General features: G+C 50.6%; 10 protein-coding genes, 1 tRNA gene and 3 rRNA genes. 2 read left to right on the forward strand and 12 right to left on the reverse strand.

Going from position 1 to position 17,469, the window contains the following annotated elements; genetic code table 11:
- Positions 1 to 16: 16 nt before the first annotated feature.
- On the forward strand, positions 17 to 412 hold the full coding sequence (locus NST99_RS30455; RefSeq protein ID WP_038597135.1) for a hypothetical protein: 396 nt from the start codon (positions 17 to 19) through the stop codon (positions 410 to 412).
- 137 nt (positions 413 to 549) lie between these two features.
- On the opposite strand, the gene pssA is transcribed toward NST99_RS30455, so the two are convergent.
- From pssA to NST99_RS30515, 12 genes are all read right to left on the reverse strand, one after another.
- Positions 550 to 1,287: a CDP-diacylglycerol--serine O-phosphatidyltransferase gene (pssA, locus tag NST99_RS30460; protein WP_038597137.1), complete on the reverse strand. Its 738-nt coding sequence runs from the start codon at positions 1,285 to 1,287 to the stop codon at positions 550 to 552.
- Between the two features lie 63 nt (positions 1,288 to 1,350).
- Entirely contained in the window at positions 1,351 to 2,427 is a 1,077-nt protein-coding gene (gene disA, locus NST99_RS30465) for a DNA integrity scanning diadenylate cyclase DisA (protein WP_341096634.1), read from the reverse strand.
- Positions 2,428 to 2,440: 13 nt separating this feature from the next.
- On the reverse strand, positions 2,441 to 3,808 hold the full coding sequence (gene radA / locus NST99_RS30470) for a DNA repair protein RadA (protein WP_038597143.1): 1,368 nt from the start codon (positions 3,806 to 3,808) through the stop codon (positions 2,441 to 2,443).
- Positions 3,809 to 4,035: 227 nt separating this feature from the next.
- Positions 4,036 to 6,504, reverse strand: coding sequence for an ATP-dependent protease ATP-binding subunit ClpC (gene clpC, locus NST99_RS30475; protein WP_038597145.1), 2,469 nt, complete (start codon positions 6,502 to 6,504; stop codon positions 4,036 to 4,038).
- Positions 6,505 to 6,540: 36 nt separating this feature from the next.
- Complete coding sequence (locus tag NST99_RS30480; RefSeq protein ID WP_038597147.1) at positions 6,541 to 7,605, reverse strand: protein arginine kinase; 1,065 nt, start codon at positions 7,603 to 7,605, stop codon at positions 6,541 to 6,543.
- A 28-nt stretch (positions 7,606 to 7,633) separates the two neighbouring features.
- The gene (locus NST99_RS30485) at positions 7,634 to 8,158 is read right to left on the reverse strand and encodes a UvrB/UvrC motif-containing protein (protein WP_341096636.1); all 525 of its coding nucleotides are present in this window, start codon (positions 8,156 to 8,158) and stop codon (positions 7,634 to 7,636) included.
- A gap of 26 nt (positions 8,159 to 8,184) precedes the next feature.
- Positions 8,185 to 8,646 carry a CtsR family transcriptional regulator gene (locus NST99_RS30490; protein WP_038597151.1) on the reverse strand — a complete coding sequence of 154 codons (462 nt, stop codon included), beginning with the start codon at positions 8,644 to 8,646 and terminating at the stop codon, positions 8,185 to 8,187.
- 346 nt (positions 8,647 to 8,992) lie between these two features.
- Positions 8,993 to 10,165 carry a GNAT family N-acetyltransferase gene (locus NST99_RS30495; protein ID WP_341096638.1) on the reverse strand — a complete coding sequence of 391 codons (1,173 nt, stop codon included), beginning with the start codon at positions 10,163 to 10,165 and terminating at the stop codon, positions 8,993 to 8,995.
- A 421-nt stretch (positions 10,166 to 10,586) separates the two neighbouring features.
- A 5S ribosomal RNA gene (gene rrf, locus NST99_RS30500) occupies positions 10,587 to 10,703 on the reverse strand.
- 78 nt (positions 10,704 to 10,781) lie between these two features.
- Positions 10,782 to 13,709, reverse strand: a 23S ribosomal RNA gene (locus NST99_RS30505).
- Positions 13,710 to 13,855: 146 nt separating this feature from the next.
- A tRNA-Ala gene (locus tag NST99_RS30510) sits at positions 13,856 to 13,931 on the reverse strand.
- Between the two features lie 100 nt (positions 13,932 to 14,031).
- Positions 14,032 to 15,587, reverse strand: a 16S ribosomal RNA gene (locus NST99_RS30515).
- Together the 16S, 23S and 5S rRNA genes with 1 tRNA gene alongside form the textbook arrangement of a ribosomal RNA operon.
- Positions 15,588 to 16,044: 457 nt before the next feature.
- On the opposite strand from NST99_RS30515, the gene NST99_RS30520 reads away from it, so the two are divergent.
- Positions 16,045 to 17,301 (forward strand): MFS transporter, encoded by a 1,257-nt coding sequence (locus tag NST99_RS30520; protein WP_341096640.1) that lies wholly within the window; start codon positions 16,045 to 16,047, stop codon positions 17,299 to 17,301.
- Positions 17,302 to 17,469 lie beyond the last annotated feature (168 nt).

A 17,469-nucleotide genomic window follows, 5' to 3' on the forward strand; every position in this document is an offset into this window, starting at 1 on the left:
CAGGGGTGAATGAAAAATGAGCGCACCAAGTTTACAGGCCTTTCAGGATCAAGTCTCCGAACTGCTGCTCCGTCACCGTAGTCTTCTGGATGTAATGTCCAAGAACGGGCAGAGCAGCGCATCCGTCAACCGTGCCGTTGTCAAGGCCATTACCGAATGCGGCTGTATTCAGCTGCATGCCACCAAACAGGTGTTCGAGCCCGCTTTGGGACTTGAACAAGCTAAGGAACTCGCAGGAACTCATCTTGAGGGCCAGCTGTGTGAGAACTGCCGTGAAGTTGTCGCCTCCGAGCTGGGGCGGGAATTGTTCTATATGTCTGCACTGTGCAATCTGCTTGACATTAATATGGACGAGGTTGTAGTGAAGGAATCGCAGAAATGCGCTACGCTCGGTTTGTTCAACCTATCCTAATCATGGCTGCAGACGCTCTTGTATGCTTTCTTCATTCGTTCAACCGAAAAAGGCTTTGCCGTCCACTGAGGTCAGGGAGGGCAAAGCCTTTTTCGGTATATATAAAGGAACTATCATACAGAGGAATAACTTGCATACTACCCGTTCTTGGAGTGATAGATCTTGTCTTCCGAACGTCTTCTGCGGCGGTGACGGCGACGTGCCGTGAGCCGGTCAATATTATGCTTAAATCCGTACAAAGCATACAGCGCGAGCAGTCCAAAGATCATCTTGGCAATCTGCTCCGGGAACACAACTGCTACTGCTACCGCCACAATAATCACTAACGGCGCACCAACGACCGCTTTTTTGGGCAGTCCGATCTTCTTGAAGTTAGGGTATTTGACTGTGCTGACCATCAGATAAGATAAGAGCAAAGTGGCAACAATCATGAATGGAGCAGAAACATCTTTATGAAAAAGAGCCAGTGTGGCGAGCACGCCACCTGCAGCAGGAATAGGCAAACCGACAAAATATCCGGGGATTCCCGGGCGGACATTAAAACGGGCCAACCGCAGCGCCCCGAATACCGGGAATATTGCTGTTACAGTCCAGCCGAGCGCAGAACTCAAATCCTGCAGGCTTGTAAGATACATAATTAGCGCAGGTGCCACACCAAAGGATACGACATCGGATAGGGAATCCAGCTCTTTGCCAAATTCACTCTCGCAGCCCAGCGCCCGCGCTACACGGCCATCTAGTCCGTCAAGCAGCATAGCGATAATCACCATGATAGCGGCCATGCTAAGCTTGCCGTCAAACGCCATCATGATACCAAACATTCCAAGCATCAGGTTACCAATGGTAAAAAGACTCGGAATTGATTTTTGTATCATTTCTTCACCTCTATTTTATTACTTTGAGCCTAACTTCTTCAATATTACGTGATTGTATGTTATTTACATTTGCCTGTCAATAAGAACTTGTTTCTGCAGACGTTTAAGTCCGTCTTGGATATTTCGTGCCCGAACCTCTCCGATTCCATCCACCTCATCGAGTTCCGCGATGCTCGCGGTCATCAGATTCGGCAGCATTTCGAAGCGCTCCACCAGATTGTGGATGATCACATTCGGCAGGCGTGGAATCTTATTAAGCAGCCGGTACCCGCGCGGAGTAACGACTTCCTCGGAGGCAATCGCTGTAGAGGAATAACCAAGCAGACGGGCAATATGATTGTCATCCATCAGCTCATCGTCGCTGGAACGTTTGAGTCCGGCAATAATTTCGCGGATTTTGTCCTCCTGTTCCTCTCTTGCATAGTCTCTGTACAGAAGCCATGCTTCTTCCTCTGTATTTCCAACCAGTTCTTCCATCTGCATGCTGATCAAGCGCCCTTCGTTGCCGAGTTCGTTGATATAGCGCTTGATTTCCATTTTAATGCGCAGTACCATCTCCACCCGCTGGATCACCCCGACAACTTCAACCACGGTAACGATGCCTTCATATTCAGAAGCGGAAAGGTTCGTTAAACCCTGGGTAAGTACTGCTTTGTACTTCTCAAGGGTTTGTATAGCCTGGTTGGCCTTGGCCAGAATTGCCCCAATCTCCTTAAGCGCATAACGGATGGAACCTTGATATAGGGTAATGATGTTGCGCCGCTGGGAAATGGATACCACCAGCTTGCCCGTCTGCTTGGCGACACGCTCTGCAGTGCGGTGGCGGATCCCTGTCTCAATGGATGAGATGGAGGAATCGGGAATAAGCTGCGTATTTGCGTACAGTATCCGCTTCAAATCCTCGCTCAGAATAATGGCTCCGTCCATTTTGGCTAATTCATATAAATAATTGGGTGAAAAATCGCAGTTAATGGAGAAGCCCCCATCGACAACTTCCATCACCTCAGGGCTGTATCCGACAACAATCAAAGCTCCTGTCTTTGCACGCAGCACATTCTCCAGACCTTCCCGGAAGGGAGTTCCGGGTGCCGCCATCCTCAGCAGATCATTCATATTATCTAATTGATTATATTCTTTCATCTTCCTATGCCCCCTAATCTAACGCGACCGATAGTGCATCTGCTACGGTACTGACGCCAATAATCTGGATATCCTGCGGATGTTTCCAGCCTTTCATGCTCTTCTCTGGCATAATCACTCTCCGGAAGCCAAGTTTAGACGCTTCCTTCACCCGCATTTCCGCGCGTGAGACCCCCCTGACCTCACCGGTGAGACCGACTTCACCAAAGAAGACATCATAAGGCTTGGTTGATATATCGCGGAAGCTGGAAGCAATGCTGATAGCTACAGCCAAATCTACTGCTGGTTCATCCAGCTTTACCCCACCGGCAACGTTCAGATAAGCATCCTGGTTTTGCAGGAACATCCCCATCCGTTTCTCCAGCACCGCAATAATAAGCGCCATCCGCTGGTGGTCCATACCTGTGCACATCCGGCGGGGGGAAGGGAAATGAGTTGCAGCGACAAGTGCCTGAAGCTCAACAAGCACCGGTCTGGTTCCTTCCATACTCGCCACTACTGCTGAACCCGCTACACCTAGCGGACGTTCGGACAAGAACAGCTCGGAGGGATTCTCCACTTCTGTAAGCCCGATCTCCCCCATCTCAAAGATACCGATCTCGTTGGTTGAACCGAAGCGGTTTTTGACTGCCCGCAGCAACCGGTACGTATGATGCCGCTCTCCTTCAAAATAGAGCACGCAATCCACCATATGCTCCAGCATTCGGGGCCCGGCAATCGCGCCTTCCTTGGTGACATGACCAACAAGTACGGTTGCGATCCCGCGAATTTTGGCGATACGCATAAATCTTGTCGTACATTCCCGAACCTGTGTCACGCTGCCAGGTGCACTGGTTACTTCCGGCATGAATACCGTCTGGATGGAGTCAATGACGAGGAACTGAGGTTTGATCTGTTCAATGGCTTCCTCGATGCTTTCCATATTCGTCTCGCACAGTACATACAGCTCTGCCGACAACGCCCCGAGGCGATCGGCACGGAGTTTGGTCTGCCGAACAGATTCTTCTCCCGAGATGTACAATACGCGTAAACCTTGAGTAGTCAATGCATGCGAGGTCTGCAGCAGCAGGGTTGACTTCCCGATGCCGGGGTCGCCTCCGACCAGCACCAGCGAACCCGGCACAATACCTCCGCCGAGAACCCGGTTAAGCTCACCGATGCCTGTCAATATACGGGGCTCTTTGTCACTTTCTATATTTATGATCGATTGCGCCTTTTCTTTACTCTGAAAAATAGGTGCATTCATTCCTTGTGTTTTGACTACGCTTTCGGTCTCCTCAACCATGGAGTTCCATGCCTGGCAGCCCGGGCATTTGCCGAACCACTTCGGCGATTCGTAGCCGCATTCGGTGCAGAAAAATTTAGTTTTTGGTTTAGCCATGTGTACTCCTTACCGTCTGAACTGCTTAAATTGCGGATAATTTTCTCTTATTCAAAGTTTACCATTTCTGCACCTTGAACGGAAGGTCAGTTCAGAGCTACTTTTGAGGAGTATCTCATTAACTTTCCTGAAATTCGGATGAATTATCACCAAAAGGGTCTGAACAGCAACAAAAAGCCCCCGCCCCTCTATACGGAGGAACGGGAGCTATGTTTCACAGATGGATATTATTTCTCAGTTTCTACTTCTTTTTCCAGGGAAGCTGCTGGCGGCTCAACGGTAGTTACGACAAGCTCACCGTTCACCTCATCAATCTTGAGGGAATCACCTTTTTTGATGTTGCCCTTCAGCAGTTCTTCAGACAGCCGGTCCTCAATATGCTTCTGGATCGCCCGGCGAAGCGGACGTGCGCCGAAGGCTGGATCATAGCCCTCTTTGGCCAGGAAGGCTTTGCCTCCCTCTGTCAGCTCAAAGTCCACATCGTACTCACGCAGCCGCTTGCGCAGCTCATCGGACATCAGCGTAACAATTTCTGCGATATGCTTTTCTTCCAGAGAGTGGAAGACAATGATCTCATCGATCCGGTTCAGGAACTCGGGACGGAAGCTCTTCTTCAGCTCATCCATAACCTTGCCCTTCATATTGGTGTAGTCTGCTCCCGCATCCTGCACCGCTGTGAAGCCCAGTGTCGAATTCTTCTTGATCGCCTGCGCTCCTACATTGGAGGTAAGAATGATCAGAGTGTTGCGGAAATCGACCACGCGGCCTTTGGAATCGGTCAGACGGCCGTCTTCCAGCACCTGCAGCAGGATGTTGAATACTTCTGGATGAGCCTTCTCAATTTCGTCCAGCAGTACTACGGAATATGGTTTACGGCGTACCTTCTCGGTCAATTGTCCGCCTTCTTCATAACCCACATAACCTGGAGGCGCTCCTACCAAACGGGAAGTGGAGTGTTTCTCCATATACTCCGACATATCAATCCGGACCACCGCATTCTCATCACCGAACATTGCTTCAGCAAGCGCCCGTGCCAGCTCGGTTTTACCAACCCCGGTTGGACCCAGGAAGATGAAAGAACCCATAGGGCGTTTAGGATCCTTAAGTCCTGCACGTGCCCGGCGGAGGGCCCGGCTGACTGCCTTGACGGCTTCGTCCTGGCCGATTACCCGTTCATGCAGGATAGACTCCATATTAAGCAGACGGTCGGTTTCCTCTTCCTTCAGCTTGCTGACCGGTATGCCGGTCCAGCTGGCTACCACTTGAGCGATATCCTCCGGTGTAACCTGCGAGTCGGTGCGGCCTTGCTTCTCTTTCCACTGGTTCTTGGTCGTGTCCAGTTCCTCGCGGATCTTTTGCTCCGTATCCCGCAGTGCTGCAGCCTTCTCGAATTCCTGGCTCTGTACGGCTGAATCCTTCTCCTTGCGGATATCATCCAGACGCATTTCCAGTTCCTTCAGATTCGGCGGAATCGTGTAAGAATTCAATCTTACCTTAGAACCGGCTTCATCAATCAGGTCAATTGCTTTGTCCGGAAGGAACCGGTCAGGAATGTAACGGTCGGACAGTTTTACAGCCTCTACGATGGCTTCATCCGTGATCTTCACACGGTGATGGGCTTCATAACGGTCACGTAGTCCGTAAAGAATCTGTACAGCTTCCTCAGGAGAAGGCTGATCCACCGTAATAGGCTGGAAGCGGCGTTCCAAGGCTGCATCTTTCTCAATATATTTGCGGTATTCATCCAGCGTAGTGGCACCGATGCATTGCAGCTCTCCACGGGCCAGAGCCGGCTTCAGGATGTTGGAGGCGTCAATGGCACCTTCCGCACCGCCTGCACCGATCAGGGTGTGCAGCTCGTCAATGAAGAGCACGATGTTTCCTGCCTGGCGAATCTCATCCATAATCTTCTTAAGGCGGTCTTCAAACTCACCGCGGTATTTGGTTCCGGCTACTACAGAACCCATATCCAGAGTCATTACGCGTTTGTCGCGCAGCGTTTCCGGAATTTCATTATTGATGATCTTTTGGGCCAGACCTTCGGCAATGGCTGTTTTACCAACCCCAGGCTCACCGATCAGCACCGGATTGTTCTTCGTCCGGCGGCTCAGCACCTGAATGACACGTTCAATTTCCTTACTGCGGCCAATAACCGGATCCAGGTTGCCATCCTTGGCATAGGCGGTAAGGTCACGGGCCAGGCCATCCAGCGTTGGTGTGCTGACATTGGCAGGCGCACCGCTGTGGCTGGAAGTAGCTTCGCTGCTGCCGAGCAGCTGCAGCACTTGCTGGCGGGCCTTGTTAAGGCTGATCCCCAGGTTGTTAAGTACACGGGCAGCTACACCCTCGCCTTCACGGATAAGTCCGAGCAGGATATGCTCAGTGCCGACGTAAGTGTGTCCCAGCTTGCGGGCTTCGTCCATCGACAGCTCAATAACTTTTTTGGCACGAGGAGTATACGCGATGTTTGTTGGCTGCTCCTGTCCTCTGCCGATCAGTGTTTCCACTTCATCCTGAATTTTCTCAAGACCCAGACCAAGTCCGATTAGAGCTTTCGCGGCTATGCCGTCTCCTTCACGAATCAGTCCGAGCAAAATATGTTCTGTCCCAATGTTGTTGTGTCCCAAACGAACAGCTTCTTCTTGCGCCAGCGCCAGCACTTTTTGTGCGCGTTCCGTAAATCTTCCAAACATCATATCTCCTGCACCTCCACGAATAATAAATATCTATAATTAATGTTGTGATCCCAGTGTTTCCCGGAGCAGCTTTGCCCGGTACATATCACGTTCAGTAGCCGTGAGCTCATCGCCGAACAGCTTTTGCAAAAATCCGGGCTGTGTCTTGACATTCAGCTCATTCAGCACTGAAATCGAAGGCCCTTCCAGTATCCCCAAATCGACTCCAAGCCGCAAATCGGATAACCGCTGGGCCGACTCTTTAAGCTCCATTACTGCCGCATAGGACAAAATGCCGTAAGAACGTTTAATCCGGTCGGTAATCCGCAGTGCGGAATCAACCAGCAGGCGTTCACGGGCATTCCGTTCATGCTCTATAATCTGGGTGACCACACTGTGAAGATTCTCAATGATTTCACTTTCGGTCTGTCCCAGCGTAATCTGGTTGGATATCTGAAAGATGTTCCCTACTGCTTCGCTGCCCTCACCATAAATTCCTCTTACGGTCAGTCCCACCTGATTTACAGCGGATAGAATCCGGTTGATCTGATGGGTCATAACCAGTGCCGGCAAATGCAGCATCACCGAGGCTCTTAGCCCGGTTCCTACATTGGTGGGACAACTCGTTAAGTACCCTCTTCTATCATCAAAGGCATAATTGACAGAAGCCTCAAAAATATCGTCGATGGCCGTAGCCCTTACCCAAGCCTCTTTAACCTGCAGGCCGGGAAACAGACATTGAATCCGGAGGTGGTCTTCCTCATTGATCATGATGCTGACCGACTCATCCTCGTTCAGAATGACCGCTCCACCCCGTGAATCATTGGCTAGATTTGGACTGATCAGATGTTTCTCCACCAGCACTTTTTTATCCAGCTCATCCAGCTCATCCAGCTTCAGCAGTTGAAAGGTACCAAAGTCCGCTGCAGCTTCTCCCTGAAACACGGGTGCCAGCTGCTCCAGCGCCTCTTCCGCCTGCTCGGCAGATGCCAGCAAAGGAAAAGGCAGGTGCTCCAGATTGCGGGCGATACGCATACGGCTGCTGATTACAATCTCAGAATGGCTGCCACCGCAGCGCATCCAGTCACTAAGCGCTTGTTCGGTAAACCGGAGACTTGACATGCCGCATCCCCCCTATATATGAAAGACTTTACTCTTGTGCCATTTCTTTTTCAAGTCGGCGGATCTGATCCCGCAGCTCGGCTGCAGTTTCGAACTCCTCTTGCATAATGCTTTGCTGCAATTCCAACTTCAGTTCATCAATTTGCCGTTTGCACATAATTTGTGCCCCCGCACGTTTTGGCAGCTTGCCTACATGAGCGGTACTGCCATGCACTCTTCGGAACAGCGGATCCAGCGTGCTGTCAAAATATTTATAGCAGGAGCTGCAGCCGAACCGTCCAAGTTTGCTGAACTGGGAATACGTCATGCCGCAATTCTCGCATTTCAGTCCCTGTGCATTTTTGGTTGCCGCGGATTTCTCCTTGCCGGAACCTTCCAGATCCAGTAAACCGGAGAGCAGGCTGTGAATGGAGAACCCGCCCGCGGTTCCGGGAATTAACTCCCCCTTCTCCCGCGCACAGCTTTCACAAATATGAAATTCCGTCTTCTCTCCACTCACAATTTTGGTGAAATGAAGGGTAGCCGGTTTGACGCCGCATTCCTGGCAAAGCATAAGCGGTGTCCCCCTTACCATTCGTATTATTTACCAAGCAAAGAAATCAGCATGGCTTTCATAATCTTGGCACGAATCTCATCCCGGTAGGGCAGATTAATCGTCAGACAATCCCGGGAAACAGCGGCGCGCATGAGACACGCTTCACGCTTGGTTAAGAACAGGGCCTCCTCAAGCTGGTAGATCAGCCCTTCGGCGGAATTCTGGTCAATATCATTGCCTATCGTGGATTTGAGATGTGCGTAAAGCGCCACATTCTGAGGAAGCTCAAAGCGCTGAATCCGGATGTAACCTCCGCCTCCACGTTTGCTCTCGACCACATAGCCCTTCTCCAAAGTAAAGCGCGTACTGATGACATAATTGATCTGCGACGGTACACAGGAAAACTGGTCCGCCAGATCATTACGCTGAATTTCCACCGTACCTTCGGGACTTTCATGCAAAATATTCTTCAGATATTGTTCGATAATATCGGAGATATTACGCATCACTCATCCTCCAGTGTTCAAAGCGTTAGGGTAATTCTTGCTGTACATCCGTCCGTCGGTGATCTCTTAAGAACTTAACCGAAGCACCTGATGGCGAATCGGACACAATGTCCTGCCTTTCAGGCTTTACAACTTAGGAGAGACTGCTTTTGGGATGCGTTGACTTTGACTTTCTTTGACTTTTTTCATATTATAACATATTCTCACTGAATTCCAAGTGGTTAGTCTTATTTTTTACTTATTGCCGCCATTGTATTCGGAATAACCCTTAGATCAACATGCATTTTTTAATATGAAAAATAAAAAGCTCTCCCTGCTTCATTCAGCGCGGAAGAGCTGCTTACGATCAAAAGAAATCAAACAATGCGGTCCGTGCCTGCGGCATAATCCCTTTCAGCCACTCCACCGCTTCTAGACTGCCGGTTAACTGCCCACAGCGGTGCAATTCTCCCGGACGTTTGTATCCAAGCAGCAGCACCGTCAATGTTCCAATACCGCAGCGCAAATCTGCCTGCTCTCCGTTACCCTCTACTTGTATTAAAGATGCCTCGCCTTGCTGATCGACCTTCCACTCCCACAGCCCTTCGTTCCAAGGGGCATGCTCATCCTCAATATACAACGTGCGCTTTTGCAGCTCACTCTGTTCCTTAAAGGTGAGTCCTTCCACAAAGGCTTTGGCATTAACAATACGCGCCATAAAATAAGGATAATTCTCCTGCGGAATACGGGGATCCGGAAGCAAAAACGGCAGCATATCATCGGCTGGCACCAGCTTTAATTTCGCAGCGGTGACCATCGAATCATGGTTAGCGAGAAAAGTCCACAATCCCCGGCGGGCTTCTTCGTCCATAAAAATGAATTCATCAATAACCAGTTCTTTGTTCTCTATTTTATAAAGCACATAACCTCCCGGTTCACCCGCTGCAGAATAAAACACACAATGATGTGTATCCTCATCCACTACGCTGTTCTCCCACCATTCACGATCACGAAGCAGCGCACCGTTATACCCGGAAGCAAAGCGCCCGTATAACTGTTCCAATACTTCAATGTTCGCTTTATCGCGCTCTACATGCCCCTCCATTTCGGCCTTCCGCGGAAACTTGCCCACCGGTATCGTGTACTTCTTATATTCACAGTAGATCTCCCACCCAAACCTGCGGTAAAAAGGAATCAAGAAGGGATGCAGGAAGGATAATGTATGACCTGACTCGTTCATTGTTTGCAGCGTGTGGGACAAAAGCTTGGCCACAAGTCCCTGTCTGCGGTTCTCCGGCCATGTCGCCACTCCGGCAATCCCACCCATGGAGACCGCTTTGCCTTGCACATACACCTGAAAAGGCAGCAGTGTCAGCTTCGCACTTAGCTCCCCTTCCTCAAAAATGCCCCAGACTCCTTCCGGCTTGAACTTTTGTTTGGATTTCACTCTGTCGTCACCGTTAAGTTTGAATTGAAAAGCGTACTCGGACAAGCCAAGGCTTGCCTCAAAATCCTCCAGCTGCAATTGCCTGATCTCCAATACCTTCACCTCATTATCAAATAGAATAGTGCTTATTAAGAGTATATCAAGCCCAGAAACGGTACGCGAATCCGCCAAGAAAGATTATAAAGAATCCAATGGTTATCCACAACTTATACACAGCAGCACAAAGAACCGGAAAGAATATCTTTCCGGCAAAAAATAGTTATCCACGATTCCACAGTCTCTATCCACAAATTCCACATATTATCCACAAAACCCGTGTATTACTTGGATTTTCTCTTGACGAATCTCCGAGAATATGTCTTTCATCCACATCTTTCAGAGGTAGTTGCCTTTCTAATATTGTATCCACATGTGTGTAAGTTTTCTGCACTTCCTGAAAATTATCCACAGCATTTCCACAGCCCTGCACAAACACAAAAAAGCCACTGTCAATAAATCAACAATGGCTTTGTGTGCTTGGCGGCGTCCTACTCTCCCAGGACCCTTCGGTCCAAGTACCATCGGCGCTGGAGGGCTTAACGGTCGTGTTCGGGATGGGTACGCGTGGAACCCCTCCGCTATCGCCACCAAACGGGCATTTACAGCGTAAATGCTTCAGGAACCTTAATTCCTGAAAACTGAATCCGAAACGAATCTGCGTCTTAATTTGTTGGATAAGCCCTCGACCGATTAGTATTGGTCAGCTCCATGCATTGCTGCACTTCCACCTCCAACCTATCTACCTCGTCGTCTTCAAGGGGTCTTACTAATTGGGAAATCTCATCTTGAGGGGGGCTTCACGCTTAGATGCTTTCAGCGCTTATCCCGTCCGTACGTAGCTACTCAGCCATGCTCCTGGCGGAACAACTGATGCACCAGCGGTACGTCCATCCCGGTCCTCTCGTACTAAGGACAGCTCCTCTCAAATTTCCTGCGCCCACGACAGATAGGGACCGAACTGTCTCACGACGTTCTGAACCCAGCTCGCGTACCGCTTTAATGGGCGAACAGCCCAACCCTTGGGACCTACTTCAGCCCCAGGATGCGATGAGCCGACATCGAGGTGCCAAACCTCCCCGTCGATGTGGACTCTTGGGGGAGATAAGCCTGTTATCCCCAGGGTAGCTTTTATCCGTTGAGCGATGGCCCTTCCATGCGGTACCACCGGATCACTAAGTCCGACTTTCGTCCCTGCTCGACTTGTAGGTCTCGCAGTCAAGCTCCCTTATGCCTTTGCACTCTTCGAATGATTTCCAACCATTCTGAGGGAACCTTTGAACGCCTCCGTTACTCTTTAGGAGGCGACCGCCCCAGTCAAACTGCCCGCCTGACACGGTCCCCGTACCCGATTAGGGCACTAGGTTAGAACCTAGATACGATCAGGGTGGTATCCCAACGGCGCCTCCGCAGAAGCTTGCGCTCCTGCCTCTACGGCTCCCACCTATCCTGTACAGATCGTACCCAAATTCAATATCAAGCTGCAGTAAAGCTCCATGGGGTCTTTCCGTCTTGTCGCGGGTAACCTGCATCTTCACAGGTATTAAAATTTCACCGGATCTCTCGTTGAGACAGCGCCCAAGTCGTTACGCCATTCGTGCGGGTCAGAATTTACCTGACAAGGAATTTCGCTACCTTAGGACCGTTATAGTTACGGCCGCCGTTTACTGGGGCTTCGGTTCACAGCTTCGGATTGCTCCTAACCGCTCCCCTTAACCTTCCAGCACCGGGCAGGCGTCAGCCCGTATACTTCGCCTTGCGGCTTCGCACAGACCTGTGTTTTTGCTAAACAGTCGCTTGGGCCTTTTCACTGCGGCCCCCTCGGGCTATTCACCCTACCGAGGCACCCCTTCTCCCGAAGTTACGGGGTCATTTTGCCGAGTTCCTTAACGAGAGTTCTTCCGCGCGCCTTAGAATTCTCTTCTCGCCTACCTGTGTCGGTTTGCGGTACGGGCACCTTCTCCTGGCTAGAGGCTTTTCTTGGCAGTGTGAGATCATGACCTTCGCTACTATAATTTTCGCTCCCCATCACAGCCCAGCCTTAACGGTGTGCGGATTTGCCTACACACCAGCCTCACTGCTTAGACGGACATCCATCAGTCCGCGTCACTACCCTCCTGCGTCACCCCATCGCTCATAGCGGATTACGGTGGTACAGTAATTTCAAACTGTTGTCCTTCGACTACGCCTTTCGGCCTCGCCTTAGGTCCCGACTTACCCTGAGCGGACGAGCCTTCCTCAGGAAACCTTGGGCTTTCGGCGGATCAGATTCTCACTGATCTTTTCGTTACTCATACCGGCATTCTCACTTGTATGCTGTCCAGCGCTCCTTACGGTACACCTTCAACCCACATACAACGCTCCCCTACCCCAGATGCAAAGCATCTAGCCATAGCTTCGGTGGTGTGTTTAGCCCCGTTACATTTTCGGCGCAGAGTCACTCGACCAGTGAGCTATTACGCACTCTTTCAATGGTGGCTGCTTCTAAGCCAACATCCTGGTTGTCTGTGCAACTCCACATCCTTTCCCACTTAACACACACTTGGGGACCTTAGCTGATGGTCTGGGCTGTTTCCCTTTTGACAATGGATCTTAGCACTCACTGTCTGACTCCCGGCAAGAAGTTAATGGCATTCGGAGTTTGACTGAGCTTGGTAACCCTTGCGGGCCCCGCACCCAATCAGTGCTCTACCTCCACCACTCCATTCACCGAGGCTAGCCCTAAAGCTATTTCGGGGAGAACCAGCTATCTCCGAGTTCGATTGGAATTTCTCCGCTACCCCCACCTCATCCCCGCATTTTTCAACATACGTGGGTTCGGGCCTCCAGTGCGTGTTACCGCACCTTCACCCTGGACAGGGGTAGATCACACGGTTTCGGGTCTACGTCCACATACTTAAGTCGCCCTATTCAGACTCGCTTTCGCTGCGGCTCCGGCTTCTCACCTTAACCTTGCATGTTAAACGTAACTCGCCGGTTCATTCTACAAAAGGCACGCCATCACCCCTAGATCGGGCTCTGACTTTTTGTAAGCACACGGTTTCAGGTTCTATTTCACTCCCCTTCCGGGGTGCTTTTCACCTTTCCCTCACGGTACTGTTTCACTATCGGTCGCCAGGTAGTATTTAGCCTTAGCAGATGGTCCTGCTGGATTCATACGGGGTTTCACGTGCCCCGCACTACTCGGGATCCGTCTCGGAGAGAACACAGTTTAGGCTACAGGGCTTTTACCTCTATCGCGGGCCTTTCCAGACCTCTTCGCCTACCATATTCCTTTGTAACTCCATGTGAGACGTCCCACAACCCCAAGGGGCAAGCCCCTTGGTTTAGGCTGTTCCGCGTTCGCTCGCCGCTACTGACGGAATCACTATTGTTTTCTCTTCCTCAGGGTACTTAGATGTTTCAGTTCCCCTGGTCTGCCTCTATCTCTCCTATGTATTCAGAGAGAAGTAACTGCGAATTACCACAGCTGGGTTTCCCCATTCGGACACCCCCGGATCAAAGCTTGCTTACAGCTCCCCGAGGCAGTTTCGTTGTTCGCCACGTCCTTCGTCGGCTCCTGGCGCCTAGGCATCCTCCGTGTGCTCTTATTAGCTTAACCAATGCGTTTTCCCAGAAGGAAAATCGCTAGCATCGCTATAATTAAAACTTGTTTACACAAGTTTCAGCTAAAAGATGTTCTAAAACGCAAATTCGTTTCGGTATCCAGTTTTCAAGGATCAAGGTGTTACTATTGATGAAGTTTGTTGGTGGAGCCAAGCGGGATCGAACCGCTGACCTCCTGCTTGCAAGGCAGGCGCTCTCCCAGCTGAGCTATGGCCCCGCAAATTCCATCAAAACCGAACAAATGGATACGCGTTAAGTATCTTGGAAGCTAAGCTTCCGATTTGAATGTTTCCGTTGCAGGAAACGATTCTCCATAGAAAGGAGGTGATCCAGCCGCACCTTCCGATACGGCTACCTTGTTACGACTTCACCCCAATCATCTACCCCACCTTCGGCGGCTGGCTCCCTTGCGGGTTACCCCACCGACTTCGGGTGTTGTAAACTCTCGTGGTGTGACGGGCGGTGTGTACAAGACCCGGGAACGTATTCACCGCGGCATGCTGATCCGCGATTACTAGCAATTCCGACTTCATGCAGGCGAGTTGCAGCCTGCAATCCGAACTGAGACCGGCTTTGCTGGGATTGGCTCCACCTCGCGGCTTCGCTTCCCGTTGTACCGGCCATTGTAGTACGTGTGTAGCCCAGGTCATAAGGGGCATGATGATTTGACGTCATCCCCACCTTCCTCCGGTTTGTCACCGGCAGTCACTCTAGAGTGCCCAGCCTTACCTGCTGGCAACTAAAGTCAAGGGTTGCGCTCGTTGCGGGACTTAACCCAACATCTCACGACACGAGCTGACGACAACCATGCACCACCTGTCTCCTCTGTCCCGAAGGCCGCCACTATCTCTAGTGGATTCAGAGGGATGTCAAGACCTGGTAAGGTTCTTCGCGTTGCTTCGAATTAAACCACATACTCCACTGCTTGTGCGGGTCCCCGTCAATTCCTTTGAGTTTCAGTCTTGCGACCGTACTCCCCAGGCGGAGTGCTTACTGTGTTAACTTCGGCACCAAGGGTATCGAAACCCCTAACACCTAGCACTCATCGTTTACGGCGTGGACTACCAGGGTATCTAATCCTGTTTGCTCCCCACGCTTTCGCGCCTCAGCGTCAGTTACAGCCCAGAAAGTCGCCTTCGCCACTGGTGTTCCTCCACATATCTACGCATTTCACCGCTACACGTGGAATTCCACTTTCCTCTTCTGTACTCAAGCCACCCAGTTTCCAGTGCGACCTCAGGTTGAGCCCAAGGTTTAAACACCAGACTTAAATAGCCGCCTGCGCGCGCTTTACGCCCAATAATTCCGGACAACGCTTGCCCCCTACGTATTACCGCGGCTGCTGGCACGTAGTTAGCCGGGGCTTTCTTCTCAGGTACCGTCACTCCGGTAGCAGTTACTCTACCGGACGTTCTTCCCTGGCAACAGAGCTTTACGATCCGAAAACCTTCATCACTCACGCGGCGTTGCTCCGTCAGGCTTTCGCCCATTGCGGAAGATTCCCTACTGCTGCCTCCCGTAGGAGTCTGGGCCGTGTCTCAGTCCCAGTGTGGCCGTTCACCCTCTCAGGTCGGCTACGCATCGTCGCCTTGGTGAGCCGTTACCCCACCAACTAGCTAATGCGCCGCAGGCCCATCTCCTTGTAGCAGATTGCTCCGCCTTTCATCCTTCGTCCATGTGAACAAAGGAATTATCCGGTATTAGCTACCGTTTCCGGTAGTTATCCCAGTCAAAGAGGTAGGTTGCCTACGTGTTACTCACCCGTCCGCCGCTAAGTTATTCCGGAGCAAGCTCCTTCATAACTCCGCTCGACTTGCATGTATTAGGCACGCCGCCAGCGTTCGTCCTGAGCCAGGATCAAACTCTCCAAATTGGTTTTTTCGAGCGGTTACTCCATCCGAATTACTTCGAGAAAATAACCATCCGAAAAAGATATTGAAAAGAGCGATTGCTCATTTGAAACTGACGATTCATTAAATGAATCTTTAAAATTAACGCGTTCCATTTGTTCAGTTTTCAAAGAACTTGCTCCCGGCTTTCAACGACATGTCTCTTGCACAGGAATTAGATCATATCATGTTTCTGCATTGCTTGTCAACTTATTTCTTCTTCGCTAATCAAGTTCAGCGTCGATGCCTCATAAGCACAAGAGATAATATATCATGCTGAATGAATGTTTGCAACCCTTTTTTATAAAATAATAAATTAACGCATAATTGGAACGACTCGAGCACAAATTGATTCCCATAACGCTTCGATTGTGGCTAAAATAGGATTTATCGGATTTCCATATATATGCTCACCCATTAACCCGTTTGAAAGGAGCTCAGATGAATAAGAATTCTATACCCGCTGCTCCCTCTTTAGTTGCAAAAGACCGGGAACAACGCAATCTGCAGCAGGATACTATTTACCGGATTTTACTCGCCGTAAGCTTTGTGCATTTATTCAATGATTCCATTCAGGCGCTTATCCCGGCGATGTTTCCTATCTTAAAGGAAAATATGCTGCTCTCCTATGCACAGGTCGGATGGATATCCTTCGCCCTGAACATCACTTCTTCGGTGATTCAGCCGATAATCGGCTATGCTGCTGACCGTAAACCCCGACCGATCCTGCTCCCTCTGGGGATGTGCTGCACGTTCGCCGGAGTGTTCCTGCTCGCTTTTGCCGGAAATTACGTATTGGTCATCTTCTCTGTTATGCTTGTCGGCTTCGGTTCGGCTGCGTTCCACCCGGAGGGCATGCGTGTGGCTCATATGGCTGCAGGTCAGCGCAAGGGATTGTCGCAATCCATCTTCCAAGTGGGAGGCAACGCCGGACAATCCTTGGGTCCTCTTTTGATGAAATGGGTATTCATTCCCTTTGGGCAGATGGGTGCACTTGGGTTCACCGTCATCGCTGCCGCCGGAATTGCCGTACAGACCTATGTGGCCAAATGGTACCAAGAAATGCTAAATTCAGGCTATACGTTCCGCAAAAAATCGACTGGACGCACGCTTGACCCTGCCCGCAGCAAAAGCATTCTGACCGCAACCGTGATCCTGGTCTTTATCGTGTTTGTACGCTCCTGGTACAGCGCCTCCATCGGCGGCTATTATGCCTTCTACTTAATGGATAAATACGGAATGAAGCTCGATGACGCTCAGATATACATCTTTATGTATTTGGCGGCCGGCGCAGTCGGCACCTTCTTCGGTGGCCCGCTAGCCGACCGTTTCGGACGGCGTAATCTCATACTGATCTCTATGGTGAGTACGGTGCCTTTTGCGCTGGCGCTGCCTTTTGTAAACCATTTCTGGGCCGCTGTTCTGCTAATCATCTCCGGTTTTGTCCTGCTGTCCAGCTTCTCAGTAACAGTCATTTATGCACAAATGCTTTATCCGGGCAATATCGGAACCGTCTCGGGACTGATTACTGGACTGGCTTTTGGGCTCGGCGGGATCGGCTCGGTAGTTATCGGCGACCTGATCGACCGGATCGGAATTGTGACTGTGTTCATAGCTTGCGGCTTCCTCCCCCTGCTTGGCCTGCTTGCTCTGCTGTTACCCAATGATAAGACGCTGGAGAAATGGGCCGCTGAATAAGCAGCATGATTTCAGCGCTTCGTCTCTCTTCTATATCTATATAGGTCCATAAGGGTCCATCCTACTCTATTAGAGTAGGGTGGGCTTTTTTCACAGCAGAATATATAAACTCTTAACAGCCAGCAGAATTATCCAACCGCCCTTTTTTAGGGTACAATTAATTAAAAG

Origin of the sequence: Paenibacillus sp. FSL L8-0470 (assembly GCF_038008625.1) — a bacterium.
Lineage (GTDB): Bacteria > Bacillota > Bacilli > Paenibacillales > Paenibacillaceae > Paenibacillus_AQ.

Coding starts and splice junctions, on each gene's coding strand:
- NST99_RS30520 (WP_341096640.1), top strand. CDS start 16,045: ATGAATAAGAATTCTATACCCGCTGCTCCCTCTTTAGTTGCAAAAGAC.
- disA (WP_341096634.1), bottom strand. CDS start 2,427: ATGAAAGAATATAATCAATTAGATAATATGAATGATCTGCTGAGGATG.
- NST99_RS30480 (WP_038597147.1), bottom strand. CDS start 7,605: ATGTCAAGTCTCCGGTTTACCGAACAAGCGCTTAGTGACTGGATGCGC.
- NST99_RS30485 (WP_341096636.1), bottom strand. CDS start 8,158: ATGCTTTGCCAGGAATGCGGCGTCAAACCGGCTACCCTTCATTTCACC.
- NST99_RS30490 (WP_038597151.1), bottom strand. CDS start 8,646: ATGCGTAATATCTCCGATATTATCGAACAATATCTGAAGAATATTTTG.
- clpC (WP_038597145.1), bottom strand. CDS start 6,504: ATGATGTTTGGAAGATTTACGGAACGCGCACAAAAAGTGCTGGCGCTG.
- pssA (WP_038597137.1), bottom strand. CDS start 1,287: ATGATACAAAAATCAATTCCGAGTCTTTTTACCATTGGTAACCTGATG.
- NST99_RS30455 (WP_038597135.1), top strand. CDS start 17: ATGAGCGCACCAAGTTTACAGGCCTTTCAGGATCAAGTCTCCGAACTG.
- radA (WP_038597143.1), bottom strand. CDS start 3,808: ATGGCTAAACCAAAAACTAAATTTTTCTGCACCGAATGCGGCTACGAA.